This window comes from Sphingobium sp. YR768 (assembly GCF_900111125.1).
Classification (GTDB): domain Bacteria; phylum Pseudomonadota; class Alphaproteobacteria; order Sphingomonadales; family Sphingomonadaceae; genus Sphingobium.
On record NZ_FOGE01000001.1, the window covers coordinates 435,456 to 454,001 of the forward strand.

The following is an 18,546-nucleotide window of genomic DNA, read 5'->3' on the forward strand; positions in this document are numbered from 1 at the left end:
ATGATGACCAACGCCGCCCTTCATGTCGCCCGCACCGGCCTTGACGCGCAGAACACGAAGATGCGCGTGATCGCCAACAATCTGGCGAACGTCAACACGACCGGGTTCAAGAAGGACCGGGCCGATTTCGAGACGCTGGCCTATCAGCAGATCGTGCAGGCCGGCGCCAACTCCGACAGCCAGAACAAATTCGCCACCGGCCTGAACCTGGGATCGGGCGTGACTTTGCAGGGCACCAGCAAGATGAACACGCAGGGCACCTTGCAGGAGACCGGCAATGCGCTGGACATGGCGATCGAGGGATCGGGCTATTTCCAGGTGCAGCAGGCCGACGGGACCATAGCCTATACCCGCGCCGGCAATTTCAGCGTGACCGCCGAGGGCACCGTCGTCACCAGCGACGGCCTGCAACTCATTCCGCAAATCACCGTGCCGCAGGGCGCGACCGCCGTGACCGTGGGCAATGACGGCACCGTATCTGCCACCTTGCAAGGCGAAAGCGAAGCGTCCCAGCTGGGCCAGATCGAACTGGCGAGCTTCATGAACCCGGCCGGGCTTCAGTCGGTCGGTGGCAACCTGCTGGTCGAAACCGCCGCCAGCGGCACGCCGCAGGTCGGCACCGCCGGCCTTGAAGGGCGCGGCCTGATCCGGTCGGGCAATCTGGAAACGTCCAACGTCAACATCGTCGAGGAGCTGGTCGACATGATCGAAACCCAGCGCGCCTACGAGGTCAACAGCAAGATGATCAAGGCGACCGACGAAATGCTGCAATACGCCAACCAGAATATGTGATCGGATTGATGCGTCTCTCCCTCGCCCTCATCGCCGCCGTGTCGCTCATCGCGCTTGCCGCCTCGCCTGTCGAAGCCGCCAAGCAGAAGAAGCGCGACATCGAGCGCGAACTTTATGCGCCGACCGTCGTCGCGCAGCCCGCCGCGCCGTCGGCCAATGGATCGATCTTCCAGACGTCGGTCGGCTATACCCCGCTGACCAGCGGCGCGCGCGCGACCAGCGTGGGTGACATCATCACCATCATCCTGGTCGAACGGACGCAGGCAACCAAGAGCAACAGCGCCGACACCAATCGCAGCGGATCGGTGGGCCTGACCCCGCCGACAACCGGCATCATGTCGAAGCTGTTTTCGGCCAGCGACGTGTCGATGGGCGGCGCCAACACCTTCGCCGGCAAGGGCGCCGCGACCCAGTCCAACGCGCTGACCGGCGAGATCACCGTGACGATCGCGCAGGTCTATCCCAATGGCACCATGCTGGTGCGTGGCGAAAAGGCGCTGACGCTCAATCGCGGCGACGAATATATCCAGATCAGCGGCCTCGTCCGTCAGGCTGATATCAGCCCGGACAATCGCATCGCCTCCACCCGCGTCGCCGACGCCAAGATCATCTACAAGGGCAAGGGCGAGATCGCCAATGCCAGCCGTCAGGGCTGGCTCCAGCGCTTCTTCTCGGCGATCAGCCCCTTCTGATGGAGATCCGGACCGCCATGATCCGCCTGTTCCGCTTCCTCCTGCCCATGCTGGCGCTGGCCGCGGCGCCGGCTGCCCATGCCGAACGGGTCAAGGATCTCGGCACCTTTCAGGGCGTCCGCCCCAACCAGCTGACCGGCTATGGCATCGTCGTGGGTCTGGCCGGCACCGGCGACGACAGCATCGAATATGCGACGCAGGGCATGAAGGGCGTGGTATCGCGCTTCGGCCTGACGCTGCCGAACAACATCAATCCCGCGCTGAAGAATGCGGCGGCCGTGCTGGTGACGGCCGACCTGCCCGCCTTCGCCAAGCCCGGCCAGCGGCTGGACGTGACCGTGTCGGCGCTGGGCAAGGCCAAGTCACTGCGCGGCGGCACGCTGATCATGACCCCGCTGCGCGGCGCGGACAATGAAATCTACGCCATGTCGCAGGGCAATCTGGCCGTGGGCGGTCTGGGCGTCTCCGGCGCCGATGGCAGCCAGGTGTCGGTCAACATCCCCTCGGCCGGGCGCATTCCGGAAGGCGCGACGGTCGAACGGGCGGTCGCCACCGGTTTCGACACCGCGCCGACCCTGACCTTCAATCTGGCCGAAGCGGACCTGACGACCGCGCTGCGTGTCGCCGACGGCATCAACAAGACCTTCGGCGATCGCCGCGCCCGCGCGGTCGACGCCGTGTCGGTCGCGATCGACGCTGCCCCCGGCGCGGAAGACCGCATCATGATGATGGGCATGATCGAGAATATCGAGGTCACGCCCGCCGATGCGCCCGCCCGCGTCATCGTCAACGCCCGTACCGGCACCGTCGTCATCAACGGCGCGGTGCGCATCCATCCGGCCGCCGTCGCCCATGGCAAATTGACCGTCAGCGTCAATGAAAGCCCGCGCGTCGTGCAGCCCGCGCCCTTCAGTCAGGGCCAGACCGCGACCGAACAATCGAGCAGCATCAGCATCGACCAGGAAAAGAAACCTATGGTTAATTTTAAAGGTGGGGCGTCGCTGGCCGATATTGTGAAGGCGGTCAACGCCATCGGGGCATCCCCGGCGGACATGGTCGCGATCCTGGAAGCGCTGAAACAGGCGGGCGCGATGAAAGCGGAACTGGTGGTATTGTGATGCAGCTATCGAATATTTCCGCAACGGGCAGCCAGCCCGCCACGGCCGAAACGAAGGCATCGCTGCAAAAGGCGGCGCAGCAGTTCGAGGCGGTGTTCCTGCGCCAGATGATCGGCGCGATGCGCTCGGCCAGTCTGGCCGAAGGGATTGATGAATCCAGCGCCACCCAGCAGTTTCGCGACATGGCCGACGCCCGCACCGCCGACGCCATGGCCACCAAAGGCGCGATGGGCATTGCCGAATTGCTGATGAAGCAGTTTGGCGATCGGGTGAAGGACAGCCCCGCAGCAACATCGACTGACGGTTCGGCCACGGCGGCAGGCGCATGAGCGACCTCTTCACCATCGGCGCTTCGGGCACCAAGGCCTATCGCACGGCGATGGCCGCCATTTCCGAGAATATCGCCAATTCCAGCACAGCCGGCTATGCCCGCCGCACGGTGACGACCGCCGAGTCCGGTTCCTCCACCGCGACGATGGCAACCTATACTTCCGTCGGCAATTTCGGCGGGACCTATGTGTCGAGCGTCAATCGTTCGACCGACCCCTATCTGGACGCCAGTGTACGATCGACCGCCACGGCACTGGGCAGCGCGGCCGCGCGCCAACGCTGGCTGGCCGATAGCGAAACCGCGCTGAACGACACCAGCACCGGCGTCGGTCAGTTGATGACGACCATGTACCAGAATATCGACAAGCTGGCCGCCAGCCCCAGCGACACGTCGCTGCGCGTGACCACGCTGGACAGCATCAGCCGCGTCGCCCAGTCCTTCAACCAGACCGCTGCCGATCTGGAAAATGTGTCGAGCGGGATCGCGACCGAAGCCCAGTCTTCGGTCGATACCGTCAATCAGGCGCTCAAATCGCTGGCCGACATCAACAACAGCCTGCTGCGCGCGCAGCCGGGCACGTCAGCCTATGCGCAGTTGCTCGATAGCCGCGATGCCGCGCTGGATACCATCTCCTCCAACGTCAACGTCACGATCAGCTTCGGCGCGCATGACAGTGCGGAAATCAGCCTGGGAGGACAGACGCTACTGAGCGGCACCACCGCCACCAGCCTGGCAGTTGCGGCCAATGAGGACGGGACGCTGGCATTCAGTCTGGCGGACGGCACAGCCATCGCCACGCCCGCCAGCGGTACGCTGGGGGGCCTCGCTTCAGCGGCAAGCACCGTGGCGGATCGCCGTTCGGAACTGGACGATCTGGCCGCACAATTCGTGACCAACCTCAACGACTGGCACGCACAGGGCCTGACCGATGGCGATGTCGCCGGCGGCGCTTTGCTGTCGGGCACGACCGCCGCGACGATCAGTGCGGTCATGACCGACCCCACCCAGTTCGCCACCAAATCATCGGACGGCACGCTCAACGGCAATCTGCTGACGGTGACTTCGGTGCTGCGCGGCAGCGGCAGCGTGGAAAATGGCTGGACGGCGCTGATCGCCGGCAACGCCGCCTTGCTGTCGTCGACCAAGGCCGAATATGAAACGGCGACCAGCCGGAACGACCAGGCCGTCGCCGCCCGCGAAGCGGTGAGCGGCGTCGATCTGGACACGGAAGCGGCCGACCTGTTGCGTGTGCAACAGGCCTATTCGGGCTGCGCCAAGATTTTGCAGGTGGCCAAGGAAACCATGCAATCCATCCTCGACATCATGTGACGCGAAGGGACTGATCCATGGTAGCCATCACCACCAAGACGCTCTTCGCCGAAATCCGCCGCCAGCAGCAGCTGTCGAAAAGCATCGCCGAGGGCCAGACCGCCATCTCCACTGGCATTACGCTGAACAAGGCGTCGGACAATGCGCTCGCCTGGGTGCAGGTGTCGGATGTCGGCCGGGCGCAGGCCCAGCAGGCAGCATGGCAGACCAATGTCAGCTATGGCACGACCCGGGCCGGCAATGCCGAAGCCAATCTTTCGGAAATCAACAATCTGCTGATCCGCGCGCAGGAACTGGTGACGTCGGCCCGCAACGGATCGCTGAACGACACCAGCCGCGCCGCGATCGTCGAGGAAATGTCGACCATCCGCACCACGGTCGGCGAATTGCTGAATCAGACGGATTATCAGGGCGTGTCGGTGTTCGACGACAAGCAGAGCGTCTTGGTGCCAGTCAGCCGGGGCCTCAATCTGGCCGTCGTCGGCACCAAGCAGGAGGTGTCGGAGGGCATCGACGTCAACGGCACCGACATGTCGCTCGACGACATATTGGCGCAGAGCATTGCCGCCATCGAAAGCGGCGACGATAGCACCATCGCCACATCGCTGGAGGGCGTGCAGGCCGCGCAGAGCCATATCACCGTCGAGCAGGCCAAGCAGGGTGTACGCAGCGACCGGCTGGAAACCATCGGCAATCGCCTGACCGTGGTGGATACCGACCTGACCGAGCGGCGGGCGGATCTGGAGTCGACCAATCTGGCCGACGTGATCTCGCGCGTGCAGTCTCAACTGCTCCAGCTGGAAGCGGCACAGACGACCTATGCGCGGATCAACCAGCAGTCACTGTTCGACCTGATCAAATAAGCGGGAAAAAGGCAGGGCATCCTAAACCGGATGCTAACCAGGCCGTATTAACCATCAGACACGCATCCTTTGTGATGCGGCATCGGCCTGGACCTGCGGGTCATTATTTCGGGGATAAGCATGTTTCCAATCATCGGCCTGGTCGTCCTGCTCGGCATGGTGTTCGGCGGCTTCGTCTTCACCGGCGGCGACATCGGCCCCGTCCTTCACGCCCTTCCGCATGAAATGCTGATCATCGGCGGCGCCGCCGTCGGCGCGCTGATCATCGGCAATTCGGGCGCGGACCTGAAGGCGCTGGGCGGCGGTCTGGGCAAGGTGTTCAAGGGGCCGCAATATAAGAAGCAGGATTTCCTCGACTGCATCTTCCTCGTCAGCAAGCTGATGAAGACGCTGCGGGTCGAAGGCCCGGTGGCGCTGGAGCCCCACATCGAAGATCCGGGTACATCGCCCATCTTCGGCGAATATCCCAGGCTGATGAAGGACAAGACGCTGATCCACCTGATCAGCGACACGCTGCGCTTGGTCGTGGTGTCGTCCGGCACGCTCGATCCCCATGCGGTCGAGGACGTGATGGACAACAGCCTGAAGACCCATCACCACGAAGCGCTGAAACCCGCCGACAATCTTCAGGGGCTGGCCGACGCGCTGCCCGCGCTGGGTATCGTCGCGGCGGTGCTGGGCGTGGTGAAGACCATGGGATCGATCGACCAGCCGCCTTCGGTGCTGGGTGCGATGATCGGTTCGGCGCTGGTCGGCACCTTCCTGGGCGTGTTGCTGGCCTATGGCATGGTCAACCCGTTCGCCAATCGCTGCCGCGCGGTGATCGAGCAGGACGGGGCGATCTATCATGTGGTCAAGCAGATCATCATCGCCTCGCTGCACGGCCACCCGCAGCCGCTGGTGATCGAGGCCGCGCGCTCCAGCCTGATCCACGCCAACCAGCCCGGCTTTGCCGAGGTGTTCGACGGCATGCGGAACAAATAAGCCATGGCGGAGAAGAAGCGCGGCGCGAACGAGCCTGAACCCAGGCCGATCATCGTCAAGAAGATCATCGTCGAAGGGCATGGCGGCCATCATGGCGGCGCCTGGAAGGTGGCCTATGCCGACTTCGTGACGGCGATGATGGCCTTCTTCCTGCTGATGTGGCTACTGGGCGCGACCACGGAAAAGCAGCGCAAGGCGCTGGCCGACTATTTCACGCCCACGCTGGTCGAACTGAAGATGGCGTCGGCCGGCTCCACTGGGTTGCTGGGCGGCGACAGCATGATGGCGAAGGAAAATTACCCGACCACTGGCGGTCAGGGCACCTTGTCCATCACCATCCCGCGCGATTCCACCGGCACCAAGGATCAGGGCGGCAAGGCGATGCGCGCCGCCGACCGGCAGAAATTCGAATCGATCAAGAAGCAGCTGGAAGAGCGGATGAACCGCAAGGGGCTGGCGAAGCTGCGCAAGAATGTGCGCTTCACCGAAACCCGCGAAGGGCTGCGCATCGACCTGATCGACGAAGCGGACTTTGCCATGTTCCGGTCCGGCACCGACCAGCTGGTGCCTGAAGCCCGCGCGCTGATCGGCGAAGTGTCGCAGGCGTTGCAGACCATGCCCAACCCGCTGATCGTGCGTGGTCATACCGACGGCCTGCCCTATGCGTCGGGCCGGACCATGAACAACTGGATGCTGTCATCCGCCCGCGCCGAATCGACGCGTCAGGCGCTGAGCCAGACCGGTATTCCCAATGACCGCTTTGCCCGGATCGAAGGGGTCGCCGACCGCGAGCCGTTCATCAAGACGGACGTCTATGACCCGCGCAACCGGCGCATGTCGATCATCCTGGGCTGGACCCGGGGTGGCGGCAGCGGCGATGCGGACCCGGACATGGACGAGGAGACCAAGGCCGCGATCCAGGAACGGGACGATCCCGCCCGCGTTGCCCAGACGCAGGCGCAGAAGCTGGACATGGGCGGCACCGGCCTGCCCAACGGCGCGCAACTGGTCAATCCCACGGCCCCCGGCACATCGAGCAAGCCTGGCAAGCATTGATCGAAGACAGGGCGGTGTTGGATATCACCGCCTTAACTTCGCATATTTCCCGCAAGTTTTGACATTTCCGTACAAGAGACGGAAATTATCTTACCATACCCTCCTGCGCCTGATGGATTTTATCAAAGGCGGCAAGCGTAGGACATGAAGGGGTCGGACGACCGCCCTGCCCCCCTCTCCTATCCTACCAGAGGACGCCGTCGACCGGCTCGACCGGCGGCGGTGCGGGCAGGCCGATCGCCTGATTGAGATCGCCCTCGATCGTCGTGGTGATGGCGTTGAGCGGCAGGTCGTGGACATCATTCCCGAACGGATCGACCAGATCGTCGCCGATTTGCAGGACCGCCAGGAACATGAAGCCCGCCGCCGCCGACCCGACCGGGGTCGCCATGCCCAGCGTTTCGACCAGCCCGACCGGCAGCAGGATGCAGAAGAGCCGGGTGAAATATTTGGGGAAGGCGCGATATTGGGCGGGCAACGGCGTGTTCTTGATCCGCTCCATGCCGCCCTGCGCATTGGACATGTCGACCAGCAGCCCTTCGACCCGGCTTTGCTGGATGGTGTCGATCCAGCCCCGATGGACGGCATCCATCAGCATCCGGTCCGACCCGTCGAGCAGGCCGTTGGCGGGATTGCGCCGCTCCAGCGCCTCCAGCGGTTCCTCGGTTTCCAGCACGCGCCGCACGTCGGGCGCCGGGTCCTGCCGCCGCAACTGGCAGCGCAGGGCATGAACATAGGCGACATGGCGCTTGACCAATGTCACGCCCATGGCGCGCGCTTCGGGGGTATCGGGCAGATAGGCCAGCACGGTCCGTGCGAAGCTACGCGAGACATTGACCATCGCGCCCCAGAGGATGCGGCCTTCCCACCAGCGCGAATAGGCGCTGTTGACGCGGAAGCCCAGCACCAGCGCCAGAGCGGTGCCGAAGATGGTGAGCGGCAGCGCAGGCGCCTTGAACGGCGACATATAGTAAAAAATGGTGACCGCCAGATCCCAGAAGAAGAGCGCGATCAGCGCGCTCCACGCTTTCTGGAAACTCTGCCGGATGCGCGGGGATCGACCAACGATCATGACAGGAATCTATTGGAGGCTCAGAGGGCGTCGCCGCCCTCTTCGTCCAACTTCAGCCAGGCGTGGCGCAGCGCGAGGCCGCCGACGATGCCCACGATTTTGAGCAGCGTGGCATGCAGCGTCGGGGTGCTGTCCGCCAGGGCGAAGCCCAGGCAGATGAGGCAGAGCAGCATCGCCGCATAGACCGGCAGCGCTTCGATATCATTCCAGGCGATCGGCGGATCAGCCTTGGCACGGGGTGGGTTCAGCATCGGCATCGGGGGAAACTCCGAACGGGGGACCAGGGGATTTCCCGTGAAAATGATGCGTTGCGAAACGGGACGTCAACGCGATGTACAGGATGCAAGCCAAGGTTGCGTTCTGCGGAAGTGCGAAAGAAAAGCTTACAAAAGCGTCGTTTTTGAGAGACGCAGCAACAAAAACATGCGCGTGTGCAACAGCCTTCCTATTGCACCGCAGCATCACGCCCCTAGCTTTTGAAGCATGGCTGACCGTTTTGCAGAGATCGAATCCTTCGTGAAGATCGCCGAATCGGGCACCCTGTCCGAAGCGGCGAAAAGGCTGGGCCTGTCGCTGGCCGCGACCAGCCGGCGGCTATCGCAACTGGAGCAGCGGCTGGGCGTAATGCTGATCCGCCGCAACAGCCGACACCTGTCGCTGACCGACGAAGGCAATATTCTTTACGAGCGGGCGGGACAGGCCCTGACGGCCATTGACGATGTCGAAACCGATGTGATGCGGCGCGCGACCGAAGCGGCCGGGCCGTTGCGGGTAGTGACGACGATCGGCGCTGCACGGATGCGCCTTGCGCCGCTCTTTCGCCAATATGCCATGCTGCATCCCGACGTGACGGTGCATCTGGAGACGGCGGAGCAGGCGATGAACATCGTTGAAAGCGGGCATGATATCGCGCTCTGCTTCGATCCTCCGCCCGATAGCGGGCTGACGATGAAACGACTGAGCGACAATCCGCGCCTGTTGTGCGCGGCGCCCGATTATCTCAACCGGCGCGGCCACCCCGCCGGCGTCCATGATCTGGCCGCCCATGACAATATCGTCGCGGGTCAGGTGCAGCAGGACTTGTGGCGGGCGCTGCTGGGTGACGCGGCGGGACCGCGCGTGACGCTGAGCACCAACGACGGCGAACTGGCGCGCGCCTGGGCGCTGGATGGCGCCGGGATCGTGCTGAAATCGCTATGGGAAGTGTCCGACGATCTGGAGGCCGGGCGGTTGCAGCCGGTGTTGCCGCAGGTCGAATTGCCTGCGTCTTCGATCGTCGCGCTGTACATGCCGGGACAGGGGGAGATGGCGAAGGTGCGATCCTGCCTCGATTTCCTGGCACGGCATCTGAAGAAGGGGTGGGCTGCGGCCTGAGCCTATCCCGATCAAGCAAGAGCCGTTCGTTTCGAGCGAAGTCGAGAAACGAGAAGGGCAGGTCTAGCCGCTTCTCGACTGCGCTCGAAGCGAACGGAGATGGTGTTAAACCCGCCGAAACGGGAATGGCGCGGTCGTCCTTTCATAGCTGTGCAGGTCGAGCGCGCGGGTGACGGGCGGCAGCGCGCGGTCCGGGCAGGCGCGGCGTTCGCACAGATGGCAGGTTGGGCCGACTTCCGTCGCCTCCCCCTTGTCCGGATCGATGCTGTCGGCATGAAGGATGCGCGGGGCATGCTTGGCTTCGCAGCCCAGCGCGATGACCGATCGGCCCCGCGCCTCCCCCGGCGGCAGAGCGATCGCCAGCGTCAGGAAGCGCTTGCCGTCCAGCGTCTCGATCAGTTGCGGCGTCACCTGATCGGGGACGGGAGCGGCATGGGCGTCCCAGCGCGGACAGGTGCCGCCATAGCGGGCAAAGGGCCAGGCCTCCCCGTCGAACCGCTTCGACAGGATGCCGGCCCGGTCGATCTTCGCCATGAAGAAAGGGATGCCGCGCGCGCCGGTGCGGTTGAGGCTGGTCAGGCGATGCGCGACCTGTTCGGTCGAGGCGCCGAACCGATCGCGCAGCAGGGCGATGTCATGACGGCTCTGTTCGGCCGCCTGCCGGAAGCGGTCATAGGGCATGACCAAAGCCGCAGCGGCATAGTTGGTGAGTGCGATGCTGGCGAGGCGGCGGCTATCCTCATCGGGCGGCGCGGCGCGGCCGATCTGGGCGGCGATGGCGTCGGCCAGTTCCTGCGCGCAAAGATGATAGGCGATGGCGAAGAGTCGCCCGGAAGCGGGCAGCCGCTCGCTGAGCATCAGGCGGCGGCGATGCATGTCATAATGGCGCAGCGTGCCCGCCAGCACATCGGCGCGCACTACCTGCACGCTCATGCCATGGCGATCCTTCAGCCGCGCGCGCAACTCCGCCTGTAGCAGTGCCGGATCGTCCGGCAGGGTGGCGGCCAGGCTTTCGGCGCCGGCGTCTATTTCCGCGAAATGATTCCCGGCGCGGGCGATCGTCTCGCGCAGCCAGTCGACTGGCGCGACCAGCGGCGCGGGGCCGCTGCGGGCGACCGCCTCCCCCGGCAAGCGGCGCAGGTCGCCCAAAGCGCGGTAGAAGCGGGCGATCGCCTCGCTGACGCCGGGATAATTTTCCGCCACTTCCAGCACTTCGTCGCGGGCAATGCCGATATCGCGGACCAGTGCGTCGGACAGGATTTCGCTGAGTTCGCCGGGGCCGCCCTCCGCAGGCGTCGCGGTGAAATCGCGAATGTCGATGTCATAGGTGTTGGCGAGGCGCAGCAGCATCTGCGCGGTCAGGGGGCGCTGGTTGCGCTCCAGATGGTTGAGATAGCTGGGCGATACGCCCAGTTCCTCCGCCATGCGCGTCTGGTTGAGGCCCAGTTCCCGGCGCAGTACGCGCAGCTTTGGCCCAAGATAGAGTTTGCGGTCGGTCAGCTCTGCCATGAAGTCATTATGTCATAGAATGACATAATGACCAAATCTGATTGTGACTTACGGCCACTCATCGGCCTTACGCGATGGCATTTACCTGTCTATCTCGATGTTCATAGCCCGCAGGGGCCAGCCATGAAGGAAGACAGACATGACCACCGACACGATCGAACAGCCCCAGCCCGCTCGCTCGCGCGCGGTTTTCAGCCAGGAGGATTTCGGCCTGATCCGCACCGCCATCGCCCATTATCTCAAGGAAGTGCAGGATCAGCCGGAATCGGTCAAATATGCCAATCTCTATCATCGGCTGGGCCGGGTGGCCTGATCGGCGCCCAAAGATTGTGACAAAGAGAAAGGGCGCGGGATCACTCCCGCGCCCTTTTCTGTTTCAAGCCTCAGGCGATCAGAAGAATGTCGTCAGGCCGTAGAAGAGCGCGCCGATGATCGCCGCAGCAGGCAGGGTGACGACCCAGGCAACGATGATGCTGGACGCCACGTTCCAGCGCACCGCCGACAGGCGCCGCGACGCGCCCACGCCGACGATCGCGCCGGTGATGGTGTGGGTGGTGGACACCGGCACACCCAGATGGGTCGCCATGAACAGAGTGATCGCGCCGCCCGTTTCCGCGCAGAAGCCCTGCGCCGGGGTCAGCCGGGTGATCTTCGACCCCATGGTGTGGACGATCTTCCAGCCGCCGAGCAATGTGCCGAGCCCCATCGCCGCCTGACAGCTGAGCACCACCCACAGCGGCACATGGAAATCGCCGGTCAACATGCCCTGCGAATAGAGGAGCACGGCGATGATCCCCATCGTCTTCTGTGCGTCATTGCCGCCATGGCCCAGCGAATAGAGCGAGGCGGAAACAAGTTGCAGCTTGCGGAACACGCGATCGGCGCCCTGCGGCGTGAATTTGCGGAAAATCCAGCTGATCAGCAGCACCAGCATCAGCGCCAGAAACAGGCCAACGGCCGGCGAAATGACGATGGCGGCGCTGGTCTTGAACACGCCGCTCCATACGACCGCGCCAAGGCCTGCCTTGGCCGTACCCGCGCCCAGCAGGCCGCCGATCAGCGCGTGACTGGAGGAGGACGGGATGCCCAGCCCCCAGGTGATGAGGTTCCAGGCGATCGCCCCCATCAGCGCGCCGAAAATGACCTGCGCGTCGATGATACTGGCGTCGACAATGCCCTTCCCCACCGTTTCGGCCACATGCAGGCCGAAGAAGAGGAAGGCGATGAAGTTGAAGAAAGCGGCCCAGGCGACCGCATATTGCGGTTTCAGCACACGGGTCGACACGATGGTCGCGATCGAGTTCGCGGCGTCGTGCAGGCCGTTCAGGAAATCGAACAGCAAGGCGACACCGATCAGCGCGATCAGCAGCGGCAAGGCGATATGGGCGTCCATGGAACTGACGTCTGTCCTTCAAAAGTCCGTTCGTCCTGAGTAGCCGCTGACCCCGGACTTGATCCGGGGGCGTATCGAAGGACTGGAGCGATGCGCGCCCCTTCGATACGGGCCTTCGACTTCGCTCAGTCCCTACTCAGGGCGAACGGGTGAGGGGAAACCCACCGTCAGGCGTGGTCGATGACCAGGCCGGAAATCTCGTTGGCGACGTCTTCGAAGCGATCCGTCACCTTTTCCAGATGGCTGTAAATCTCGTTGCCGACGATGAAGTCCATCGGATTGCCCGCCCGCGCCTGTTCGTAGAGGGCCTTGAGGCCGGCTTCGTGCAGGATGTCGGCATGCCCCTCCAGCTTGACCAGCCGTTCGGTCAGATCATGCAGGCGGGTGGCGTTGAGGTTGAGCGAGCGCAGCAGCGGCGTCGCTTCCGCCGTGATGCGGGCGCATTCGACGATCAGGGCGCTCATATCCTGCATCTGCGACGGGAATTCCTTCACGTCGAACAGGGCGATCGCCTTGGCGGTCTGGTTCATCTGATCGATCGCGTCGTCCATCACGCCGATCAGGCCGGTGATCGCGCTGCGATCGAACGGCGTCACGAAGATGCGGCGGACGTCCTGAAGCACGTCGCGGATGATATCGTCCGCTTCATGCTCCTGATCGGAAATGGTCTTGATATGCTCGGCCATATCCGGGCCGCCCTTGAGCAGCCGGGCCAGCGCATCGGCGCCTGCGACAAGGGTGGCGGCATGATCCTCGAACTGTTCGAAGAAGCGCCCCTGCTTGGGCATCAGCGCATGAAACCAGCGCAGCATTCCAGTCCTTTCACTTTGCTTCTCGCGGATCGCCAGCAGCATCCGGATGAACCAGCCCGGATCGGCGGGCGGTTCGCGGAAGGCCGCGATGATCGACTTCAAATCGGGTTCGTCGACCGCACCAGCGGCTTCGGCGACCGGGAACCAGCGCAATTCCCTCTGGCCCTGTTCGGGCCATTGCGTCAGGTGGCCGGTGACCGCAAGCGGAAAAACCTCCACCGTCGCTTCGCGCGACCCGCCCTTGCGCTTGCGCTTGTCATAGACATAGCGGCCCAGCGGCGCGGGACAGGCGATGCCGTGGATGCCGGCTTCTTCATAGGCTTCGAGTTCGGCGGCGCGGTGGCCAGCCAGGCCCTTGATCCGATTGCCCTTGGGAATCACCCAGCGCCGCGTATCGCGCGACGTGATCAGCAATATCTGCATCGATCCGTCGGCGGCGGTGGTATAGGGCAAGGCGGCGATCTGGCGCATGGACCGCTTGTAACGAAATTGTCACAAGTCGCAAGAAGGGCCAAGCCGGCGCGTCCCATAATCAGGCGCGCCGGCTGCATTCAGGTCAGATGGACAGGCGGGCCGTCAGGCGGATGTCGCGACCGGCGAGCGGGGCGTAATCCTTGAGGAAGCTGGCGGCGCGGCGGGCCTCCACATCGAAGATATTGTTCGCCGACAGGGTAAGCGTCGTGCGGCTATTATCCTTGAGCGGCTTCCACGAGATGGAGGCGTTGACCAGCGTGAAGGCGTCCGTGTCGGTTTCCGTTTCGGCCGTGCGGTTCTGGGCAAAGTCATGCTCGAATTCCGCACGCAGGCTCAGGCGATCGCCCTGCGCTTCCAGCCCGCCCAGCAGGCGCAGCGGGGGAATGCGGGGCGCTGGACCGGTGCCCTTGATCGTGGCGCGGACATAGTCGGCGACGCCATCGACATTGATGGCATAGCCGCCGACCTGAGCGACCTTGACCGTGGCTTCCGCTTCGAAGCCCATATAGCGGGCGTCGGCCTGATTATATTGATAGCAGGGGAATTCCAGCTCCGCGCCGCCGTTGACCGCCAGACAGGCATCGTCCGCGACGAGCGCATCATAGATATAGCCGCTGAACCAGTTGTGATAGGCGGACAGCGACACGCTGTAGCCCGTCCCCTGCCCGCGCAGCGTGCCTTCGATGCCCCAGCTCTTTTCCTTGTTGAAATCGGGGTTGCCGACTTCGAACGCCTGCGTGCCGGCATGATTGCCGCGGGCGAACAATTCTTCGGCCGAGGGGGCGCGTTCGGTGCGCGACAGGTTGAGACCCAGCCGCCAGCCCGGGGCCAGTTCATGGCTGGCGCCGATCGAGCCGGAGACGGTGTCGAAGCTGCGGCTGTAGGACGGGTTGAACAGGGTTTCGTCCGCATCGGCGCCGACATCGGTATGTTCGAACCGGCCGCCGACTTCGATCCGGGTCGTGCCCAGATCCAGCGACTGGAGGGTGAAGATGCCGATCTGGTCGGTCTGGTTACGCGGCAGGAACTTCTCTTCGCCCACGACATAGAATTTGCGGGTGAAGAATTGCGCGCCGACCGCGCCATCCCATCCGCCACGCTTGGCCTGCACCAGTTCAAGGCGCGATTCCATCGACTGGTTGTAGAAGGTCGTGCCGACCTCCCCCGTGTCCTCGATTTCCTGATGCTGATAATCGGCAAAGCCCGCGCGGAAGCGGATCGATTCCAATATGTCGCCATTGACCGGCAGTTCGGCGCGCATATCGACACGGTCCTGCTTCATGTGCAGCCGCACCTGTTCCGCCTCGCCGCCGTCGGTCACGGCATAGCGGACCGGCACGCCATAGAGATTGTCGGTATGCGCGACCGAAAAGCCCAGATTGCCGCCATCGGTGATCAGCGCCGCGCCGGCCGCGATTTCCCAGGTTTCCGCCGCGCTGTTGGGCAGCTTGCCATGCAGGGTCGACAGGCCCTGAATATCCGGATCGCTGCTGGCGGCGGCCTGTGCGCGCAGGGCCGGGGTCAGGATATAGCTGCCGGTGTCGAGATTGCCGGTCTTGGTATAGCTGCCGTCGACATGGACGACGAACTTGTCGCTCAACGGCACTTCGACTTCGCCCGAACCGGTGCGCTCGTTCGACGCGCTGCCATAGGTGCCGATCGCGTCGATATGCACCGGCTCGTCCGGCACGCGGCGCGGGATGCGGCTGTCGATGACATTGACGACGCCACCGATCGCCGAAGAGCCATAGAGCAAGGCGGCAGGGCCGCGCAGGATTTCGATACGGTCGGCGGTCAGCGGGTTGATCGCGACGGCATGGTCGACCGAGGTGTTGGACACGTCGAAGCTGCCGATGCCGTCCGTCAGGATACGGACGCGCTCACCCTGAAAGCCGCGCAGGATGGGGCGCGAGGCGTTGGGGCCGAAGGAGGTGGCCGACACGCCGGGCTGGCGCGCCAGCGTTTCGCCGATGCTGGTGCGCAGTTCGCGAGTCAGTTTCTCGCCGGTGACGACCGTGGTGCCGGACAGGATATCGCCCTGCTTGCGCGGGATCAGCGCGGTGACGACGATGTCGGCGCGCTGATCATGATATTTGCTGTCGGCGGCGGCATCGGGCGCGGCATCTTCTGCAAAGGCGGGGACGGCAAGGCACAGCGCGGACAGCGCGCAGCCTGCGCGCAACATCGGAAAGCGGGACATGGAAGATCAACCCTTTGGTTCTGGTCTATGTGATTCTGTATCCAGAATGATACATCATATCAAGATCAGTTTGCCGCATTTTCGCTGCGGCGCGGCATTAAATCTTCGTCATCTTTACAGAAACAGGAATTCGGCCAGCGCTTCGACCGCAGGCTTCTCCATCGCGCGCGGGGCGATCGCCTGCCGGATTTCGATCGCCGGCAGCGGCATGTCGAGCGCCAGTCGCCGGATGCCGCCCATGCGCCCGATGTCACGGGCCAGCGGACCGAACGCCGCGAAATAGCCCGCGCCATCGCGCAGGGCAGCGATGATCTCGAACATATTGTCGCTCTCCAGCAGCGCGGGCAAGGCGCGTACCCGCCCCTTGCCAAGGGCGGCGTCGATGATGTCGCGCATGCCGTTTTGCGGCTCCATCGTCAGCATCGGCGTCATGGCGAGCGCATCGCGGCTGACATAATCGGCCCGCGCCAGTTCATGATCGCTGCCGGCATAGAGGTTGAGCGGTTCCGACCAGCCATAGCGGGACGCGAAACCGGCAGGCTCCTCCAGTGCGTAGAAATAGGCGATGTCGGCGCGACCGCTGGCGAGCGCAGCCATGGCCTGTTGCGCGGTCTGGACCCGCAGGTCGAGGGTGATGGCAATATCTTCGTTCGCGGACTCGAACGCGGTGAGCGCGTCGAGGAAATGGCCGAAGATCGGCGCAGGCGCGGCGAGGACGATCGCCTGACGCGGCGGCGTTTCTGGTGCAGCGATGACCGGCGCGGCGCTGATGGGAACAGCGTCGGCCGGTTCGGATGCAGCCTCCGGCACCGGCTCGTTTTCGGGAAGCGGAGCGTCCTGATCCAGCAGGGTCATGGCCTGCGCCGTCTTGCGGCCAGCGGGGGTCAGACGCGCGTCACCCTCCGGATCGTCGAACAGCCGATAGCCCAGCCGCATCTCCAGCGAGGCGATATCGCGCAACACCAGATCGACGCCGATGCCCAGATCGGCGGCGCAGCGCCTTGCGCTTCCTGCCGCCACCATCTGCGCAAATATGTCCAACTGACGCAGAGATGGGCTGTTCATGCGCGACTGATAGAGGAAATGGCGGGCGTGGGTAAGGGCGATCTTCGCCCGTTTACCATCAAAGCCTGCACTGATGGGCGAAGGCGCATTTCGAAACAGACTCTTGTTGACGAACCCCCTTTGATGATGGCAGGGCGTCCGCCTACCGGGCGGGTATAGCTCAATGGTAGAGCACTAGCCTTCCAAGCTTGTGATGCGGGTTCGATCCCCGCTACCCGCTCCACGAATTTTCCCCGGAAATCAGCCGTTTTTGCCGCCACTCACTAGTTTGATGGTTGCAGTGTGTGCGGTAACGGTGCGGTAAGCGCCGGGGGCCAGAGCCTCGATCTGGTCGATCAGTTCTTCCGTTGCCGCAAGGACCAAGCCCAGATTGGCGGGGTCGGGGATCGCGTAGATATCGCTGATCGCGAACGGGACGTGGCCCAGCATGATTTCGCCCTGGCGCCAGTTCACTTCGCCGATCATCCGGCGGACGATGGTCGATATGGATCGCCGGATCAGCTTCGGCCCGGCCTGCCTTTCGCCCGGCAGGTCCAGCTTTTCGCGCATGCGGTCCCATGATCCCCGGATCGATGACACGTCGATCCACAGTTCGTCCGGCCCATGCATTTCGTCCAGCAAGGGCGCGCACTGACGCGCGATCGGTACCATAGGCAGGCGCTTGTTGGTGCGTTGACGGCGCACCGGGTTAAGATCGAGGACGCGGGCGTCCGCGTGCCACTGGTTGCGTTTTACCGCGAGGATCGTTTCAGGGCGCGCCCAGCTGGCCACCGCGAGTTGCAGATAGCGCAGGAGGTTCCGGCGCGTGGCCGCGATCATCGCCTGTTCCTTGTCCGATCGCGCTTCGGGGCGCAGGCAGAAATTGAACATCGCCGCGATCGTCTTCACGTCGGCCCTGTAGGTTGGCGACTGGGTTACATCGACTTGTTGGCGGGCCTTGAACTGCGCTTTCTGCCCCGGCGTCGCGTTGATCGCAGCTGCGAGCTGCATGACGCTGCCTTCGACATGGCTCAGTGATCGGTCCCGCAGCACCCTGCCCTTCGGGCTCATGACGGGCCGCTGAAGCGCCCATGCGCGAAACTTGTCGACCCACGCTTCATTGAGCGCGGCGCAGACGGTCTTTGCATCCGTTTCCGCCAGATAGTCGATGACATGGGCGAGCCGATGGCGGGCCGCTTCCGCCCCCGCCTTCCCGTCCATCAAAATCAGATAGTCGGCCACCGCGTCCGCGACCGTCGGGGATGCCTCATGCTCCCACGGCCGATGGCAATGTGGGCACATGCGGTGCCCGCTATTGTTCAGATAGAGGCGATCGAGGGCGATGCGCCCTTCCGCAAGGTCGCCCGTGCCCGCGCTAGCGGATCGCTCCCTTCCCCGTTCAGAGTCGTACCAGATGATTTCAAGATTGGTTCGGCCGGGGCGGCGATGGAGCGCATAGTCTCCGCGCTGATAGAGCGGCTTCGGGCGCTTCGTTGCAGGCAT

18 protein-coding genes and 1 tRNA gene are annotated in these 18,546 nt (G+C 64.0%); 11 read left to right on the plus strand and 8 right to left on the minus strand.

Annotated features, from left to right (window positions below):
- Nucleotides 1-3 precede the first annotated feature (3 nt).
- The 8 genes from flgG (at nt 4) to BMX92_RS02195 (ending at nt 7,165) form a co-directional block, all read left to right on the plus strand.
- Nucleotides 4-792 carry a flagellar basal-body rod protein FlgG gene (gene flgG / locus BMX92_RS02160; RefSeq protein ID WP_093011343.1) on the plus strand — a complete coding sequence of 263 codons (789 nt, stop codon included), beginning with the start codon at nt 4-6 and terminating at the stop codon, nt 790-792.
- An 8-nt stretch (nt 793-800) separates the two neighbouring features.
- Nucleotides 801-1,484: a flagellar basal body L-ring protein FlgH gene (locus BMX92_RS02165; RefSeq protein ID WP_093011346.1), complete on the plus strand. Its 684-nt coding sequence runs from the start codon at nt 801-803 to the stop codon at nt 1,482-1,484.
- A gap of 17 nt (nt 1,485-1,501) precedes the next feature.
- Nucleotides 1,502-2,602, plus strand: coding sequence for a flagellar basal body P-ring protein FlgI (locus BMX92_RS02170; RefSeq protein WP_371262265.1), 1,101 nt, complete (start codon nt 1,502-1,504; stop codon nt 2,600-2,602).
- A complete protein-coding gene (locus tag BMX92_RS02175; protein ID WP_093011055.1) occupies nt 2,602-2,931 on the plus strand; it encodes a rod-binding protein in 330 nt (109 codons plus the stop codon). Before BMX92_RS02170 ends, BMX92_RS02175 begins: the two co-directional genes overlap by 1 nt.
- The gene (flgK, locus tag BMX92_RS02180) at nt 2,928-4,262 is read left to right on the plus strand and encodes a flagellar hook-associated protein FlgK (protein ID WP_093011058.1); all 1,335 of its coding nucleotides are present in this window, start codon (nt 2,928-2,930) and stop codon (nt 4,260-4,262) included. The genes BMX92_RS02175 and flgK overlap by 4 nt, the downstream gene beginning before the upstream one ends.
- A 17-nt stretch (nt 4,263-4,279) precedes the next feature.
- Entirely contained in the window at nt 4,280-5,125 is an 846-nt protein-coding gene (locus tag BMX92_RS02185; protein ID WP_093011062.1) for a flagellin, read from the plus strand.
- A 120-nt stretch (nt 5,126-5,245) separates the two neighbouring features.
- Nucleotides 5,246-6,109 carry a flagellar motor stator protein MotA gene (gene motA / locus BMX92_RS02190; RefSeq protein WP_093011065.1) on the plus strand — a complete coding sequence of 288 codons (864 nt, stop codon included), beginning with the start codon at nt 5,246-5,248 and terminating at the stop codon, nt 6,107-6,109.
- A 3-nt stretch (nt 6,110-6,112) separates the two neighbouring features.
- Complete coding sequence (locus BMX92_RS02195; protein WP_093011068.1) at nt 6,113-7,165, plus strand: flagellar motor protein MotB; 1,053 nt, start codon at nt 6,113-6,115, stop codon at nt 7,163-7,165.
- A gap of 184 nt (nt 7,166-7,349) precedes the next feature.
- Here BMX92_RS02195 and BMX92_RS02200 read toward each other — a convergent pair whose 3' ends face one another.
- Complete coding sequence (locus BMX92_RS02200; RefSeq protein WP_093011071.1) at nt 7,350-8,237, minus strand: bestrophin family protein; 888 nt, start codon at nt 8,235-8,237, stop codon at nt 7,350-7,352.
- Nucleotides 8,238-8,257: 20 nt separating this feature from the next.
- On the minus strand, nt 8,258-8,494 hold the full coding sequence (locus BMX92_RS02205; RefSeq protein ID WP_093011074.1) for a hypothetical protein: 237 nt from the start codon (nt 8,492-8,494) through the stop codon (nt 8,258-8,260).
- Between the two features lie 226 nt (nt 8,495-8,720).
- Between BMX92_RS02205 and BMX92_RS02210 the strand changes: the two genes are divergently transcribed.
- On the plus strand, nt 8,721-9,611 hold the full coding sequence (locus tag BMX92_RS02210) for a LysR family transcriptional regulator (RefSeq protein WP_093011077.1): 891 nt from the start codon (nt 8,721-8,723) through the stop codon (nt 9,609-9,611).
- A gap of 105 nt (nt 9,612-9,716) precedes the next feature.
- Here the strand turns inward: BMX92_RS02210 and BMX92_RS02215 are convergent, their stop codons facing one another.
- Nucleotides 9,717-11,120, minus strand: a complete 1,404-nt coding sequence (locus BMX92_RS02215) for a helix-turn-helix domain-containing protein (protein WP_093011080.1) — start codon at nt 11,118-11,120, stop codon at nt 9,717-9,719.
- 139 nt (nt 11,121-11,259) lie between these two features.
- Between BMX92_RS02215 and BMX92_RS27250 the strand changes: the two genes are divergently transcribed.
- A complete protein-coding gene (locus BMX92_RS27250) occupies nt 11,260-11,433 on the plus strand; it encodes a hypothetical protein (RefSeq protein WP_177184898.1) in 174 nt (57 codons plus the stop codon).
- A 78-nt stretch (nt 11,434-11,511) separates the two neighbouring features.
- Here BMX92_RS27250 and BMX92_RS02220 read toward each other — a convergent pair whose 3' ends face one another.
- The 4 genes from BMX92_RS02220 to BMX92_RS02235 form a co-directional block, all read right to left on the minus strand.
- Nucleotides 11,512-12,513: an inorganic phosphate transporter gene (locus tag BMX92_RS02220; RefSeq protein ID WP_093011083.1), complete on the minus strand. Its 1,002-nt coding sequence runs from the start codon at nt 12,511-12,513 to the stop codon at nt 11,512-11,514.
- Nucleotides 12,514-12,680: 167 nt separating this feature from the next.
- On the minus strand, nt 12,681-13,796 hold the full coding sequence (locus BMX92_RS02225) for a DUF47 family protein (protein ID WP_093011086.1): 1,116 nt from the start codon (nt 13,794-13,796) through the stop codon (nt 12,681-12,683).
- A gap of 85 nt (nt 13,797-13,881) precedes the next feature.
- Nucleotides 13,882-15,999 carry a TonB-dependent receptor gene (locus BMX92_RS02230; protein ID WP_093011089.1) on the minus strand — a complete coding sequence of 706 codons (2,118 nt, stop codon included), beginning with the start codon at nt 15,997-15,999 and terminating at the stop codon, nt 13,882-13,884.
- 114 nt (nt 16,000-16,113) lie between these two features.
- Nucleotides 16,114-17,064 carry a LysR family transcriptional regulator gene (locus tag BMX92_RS02235; RefSeq protein WP_093011093.1) on the minus strand — a complete coding sequence of 317 codons (951 nt, stop codon included), beginning with the start codon at nt 17,062-17,064 and terminating at the stop codon, nt 16,114-16,116.
- Nucleotides 17,065-17,213: 149 nt separating this feature from the next.
- Here BMX92_RS02235 and BMX92_RS02240 point away from each other — a divergent pair.
- Nucleotides 17,214-17,287: transfer RNA gene (locus BMX92_RS02240), tRNA-Gly, on the plus strand.
- A gap of 17 nt (nt 17,288-17,304) precedes the next feature.
- On the opposite strand, the gene BMX92_RS02245 is transcribed toward BMX92_RS02240, so the two are convergent.
- Nucleotides 17,305-18,546, minus strand: a complete 1,242-nt coding sequence (locus BMX92_RS02245) for a hypothetical protein (protein ID WP_143066704.1) — start codon at nt 18,544-18,546, stop codon at nt 17,305-17,307.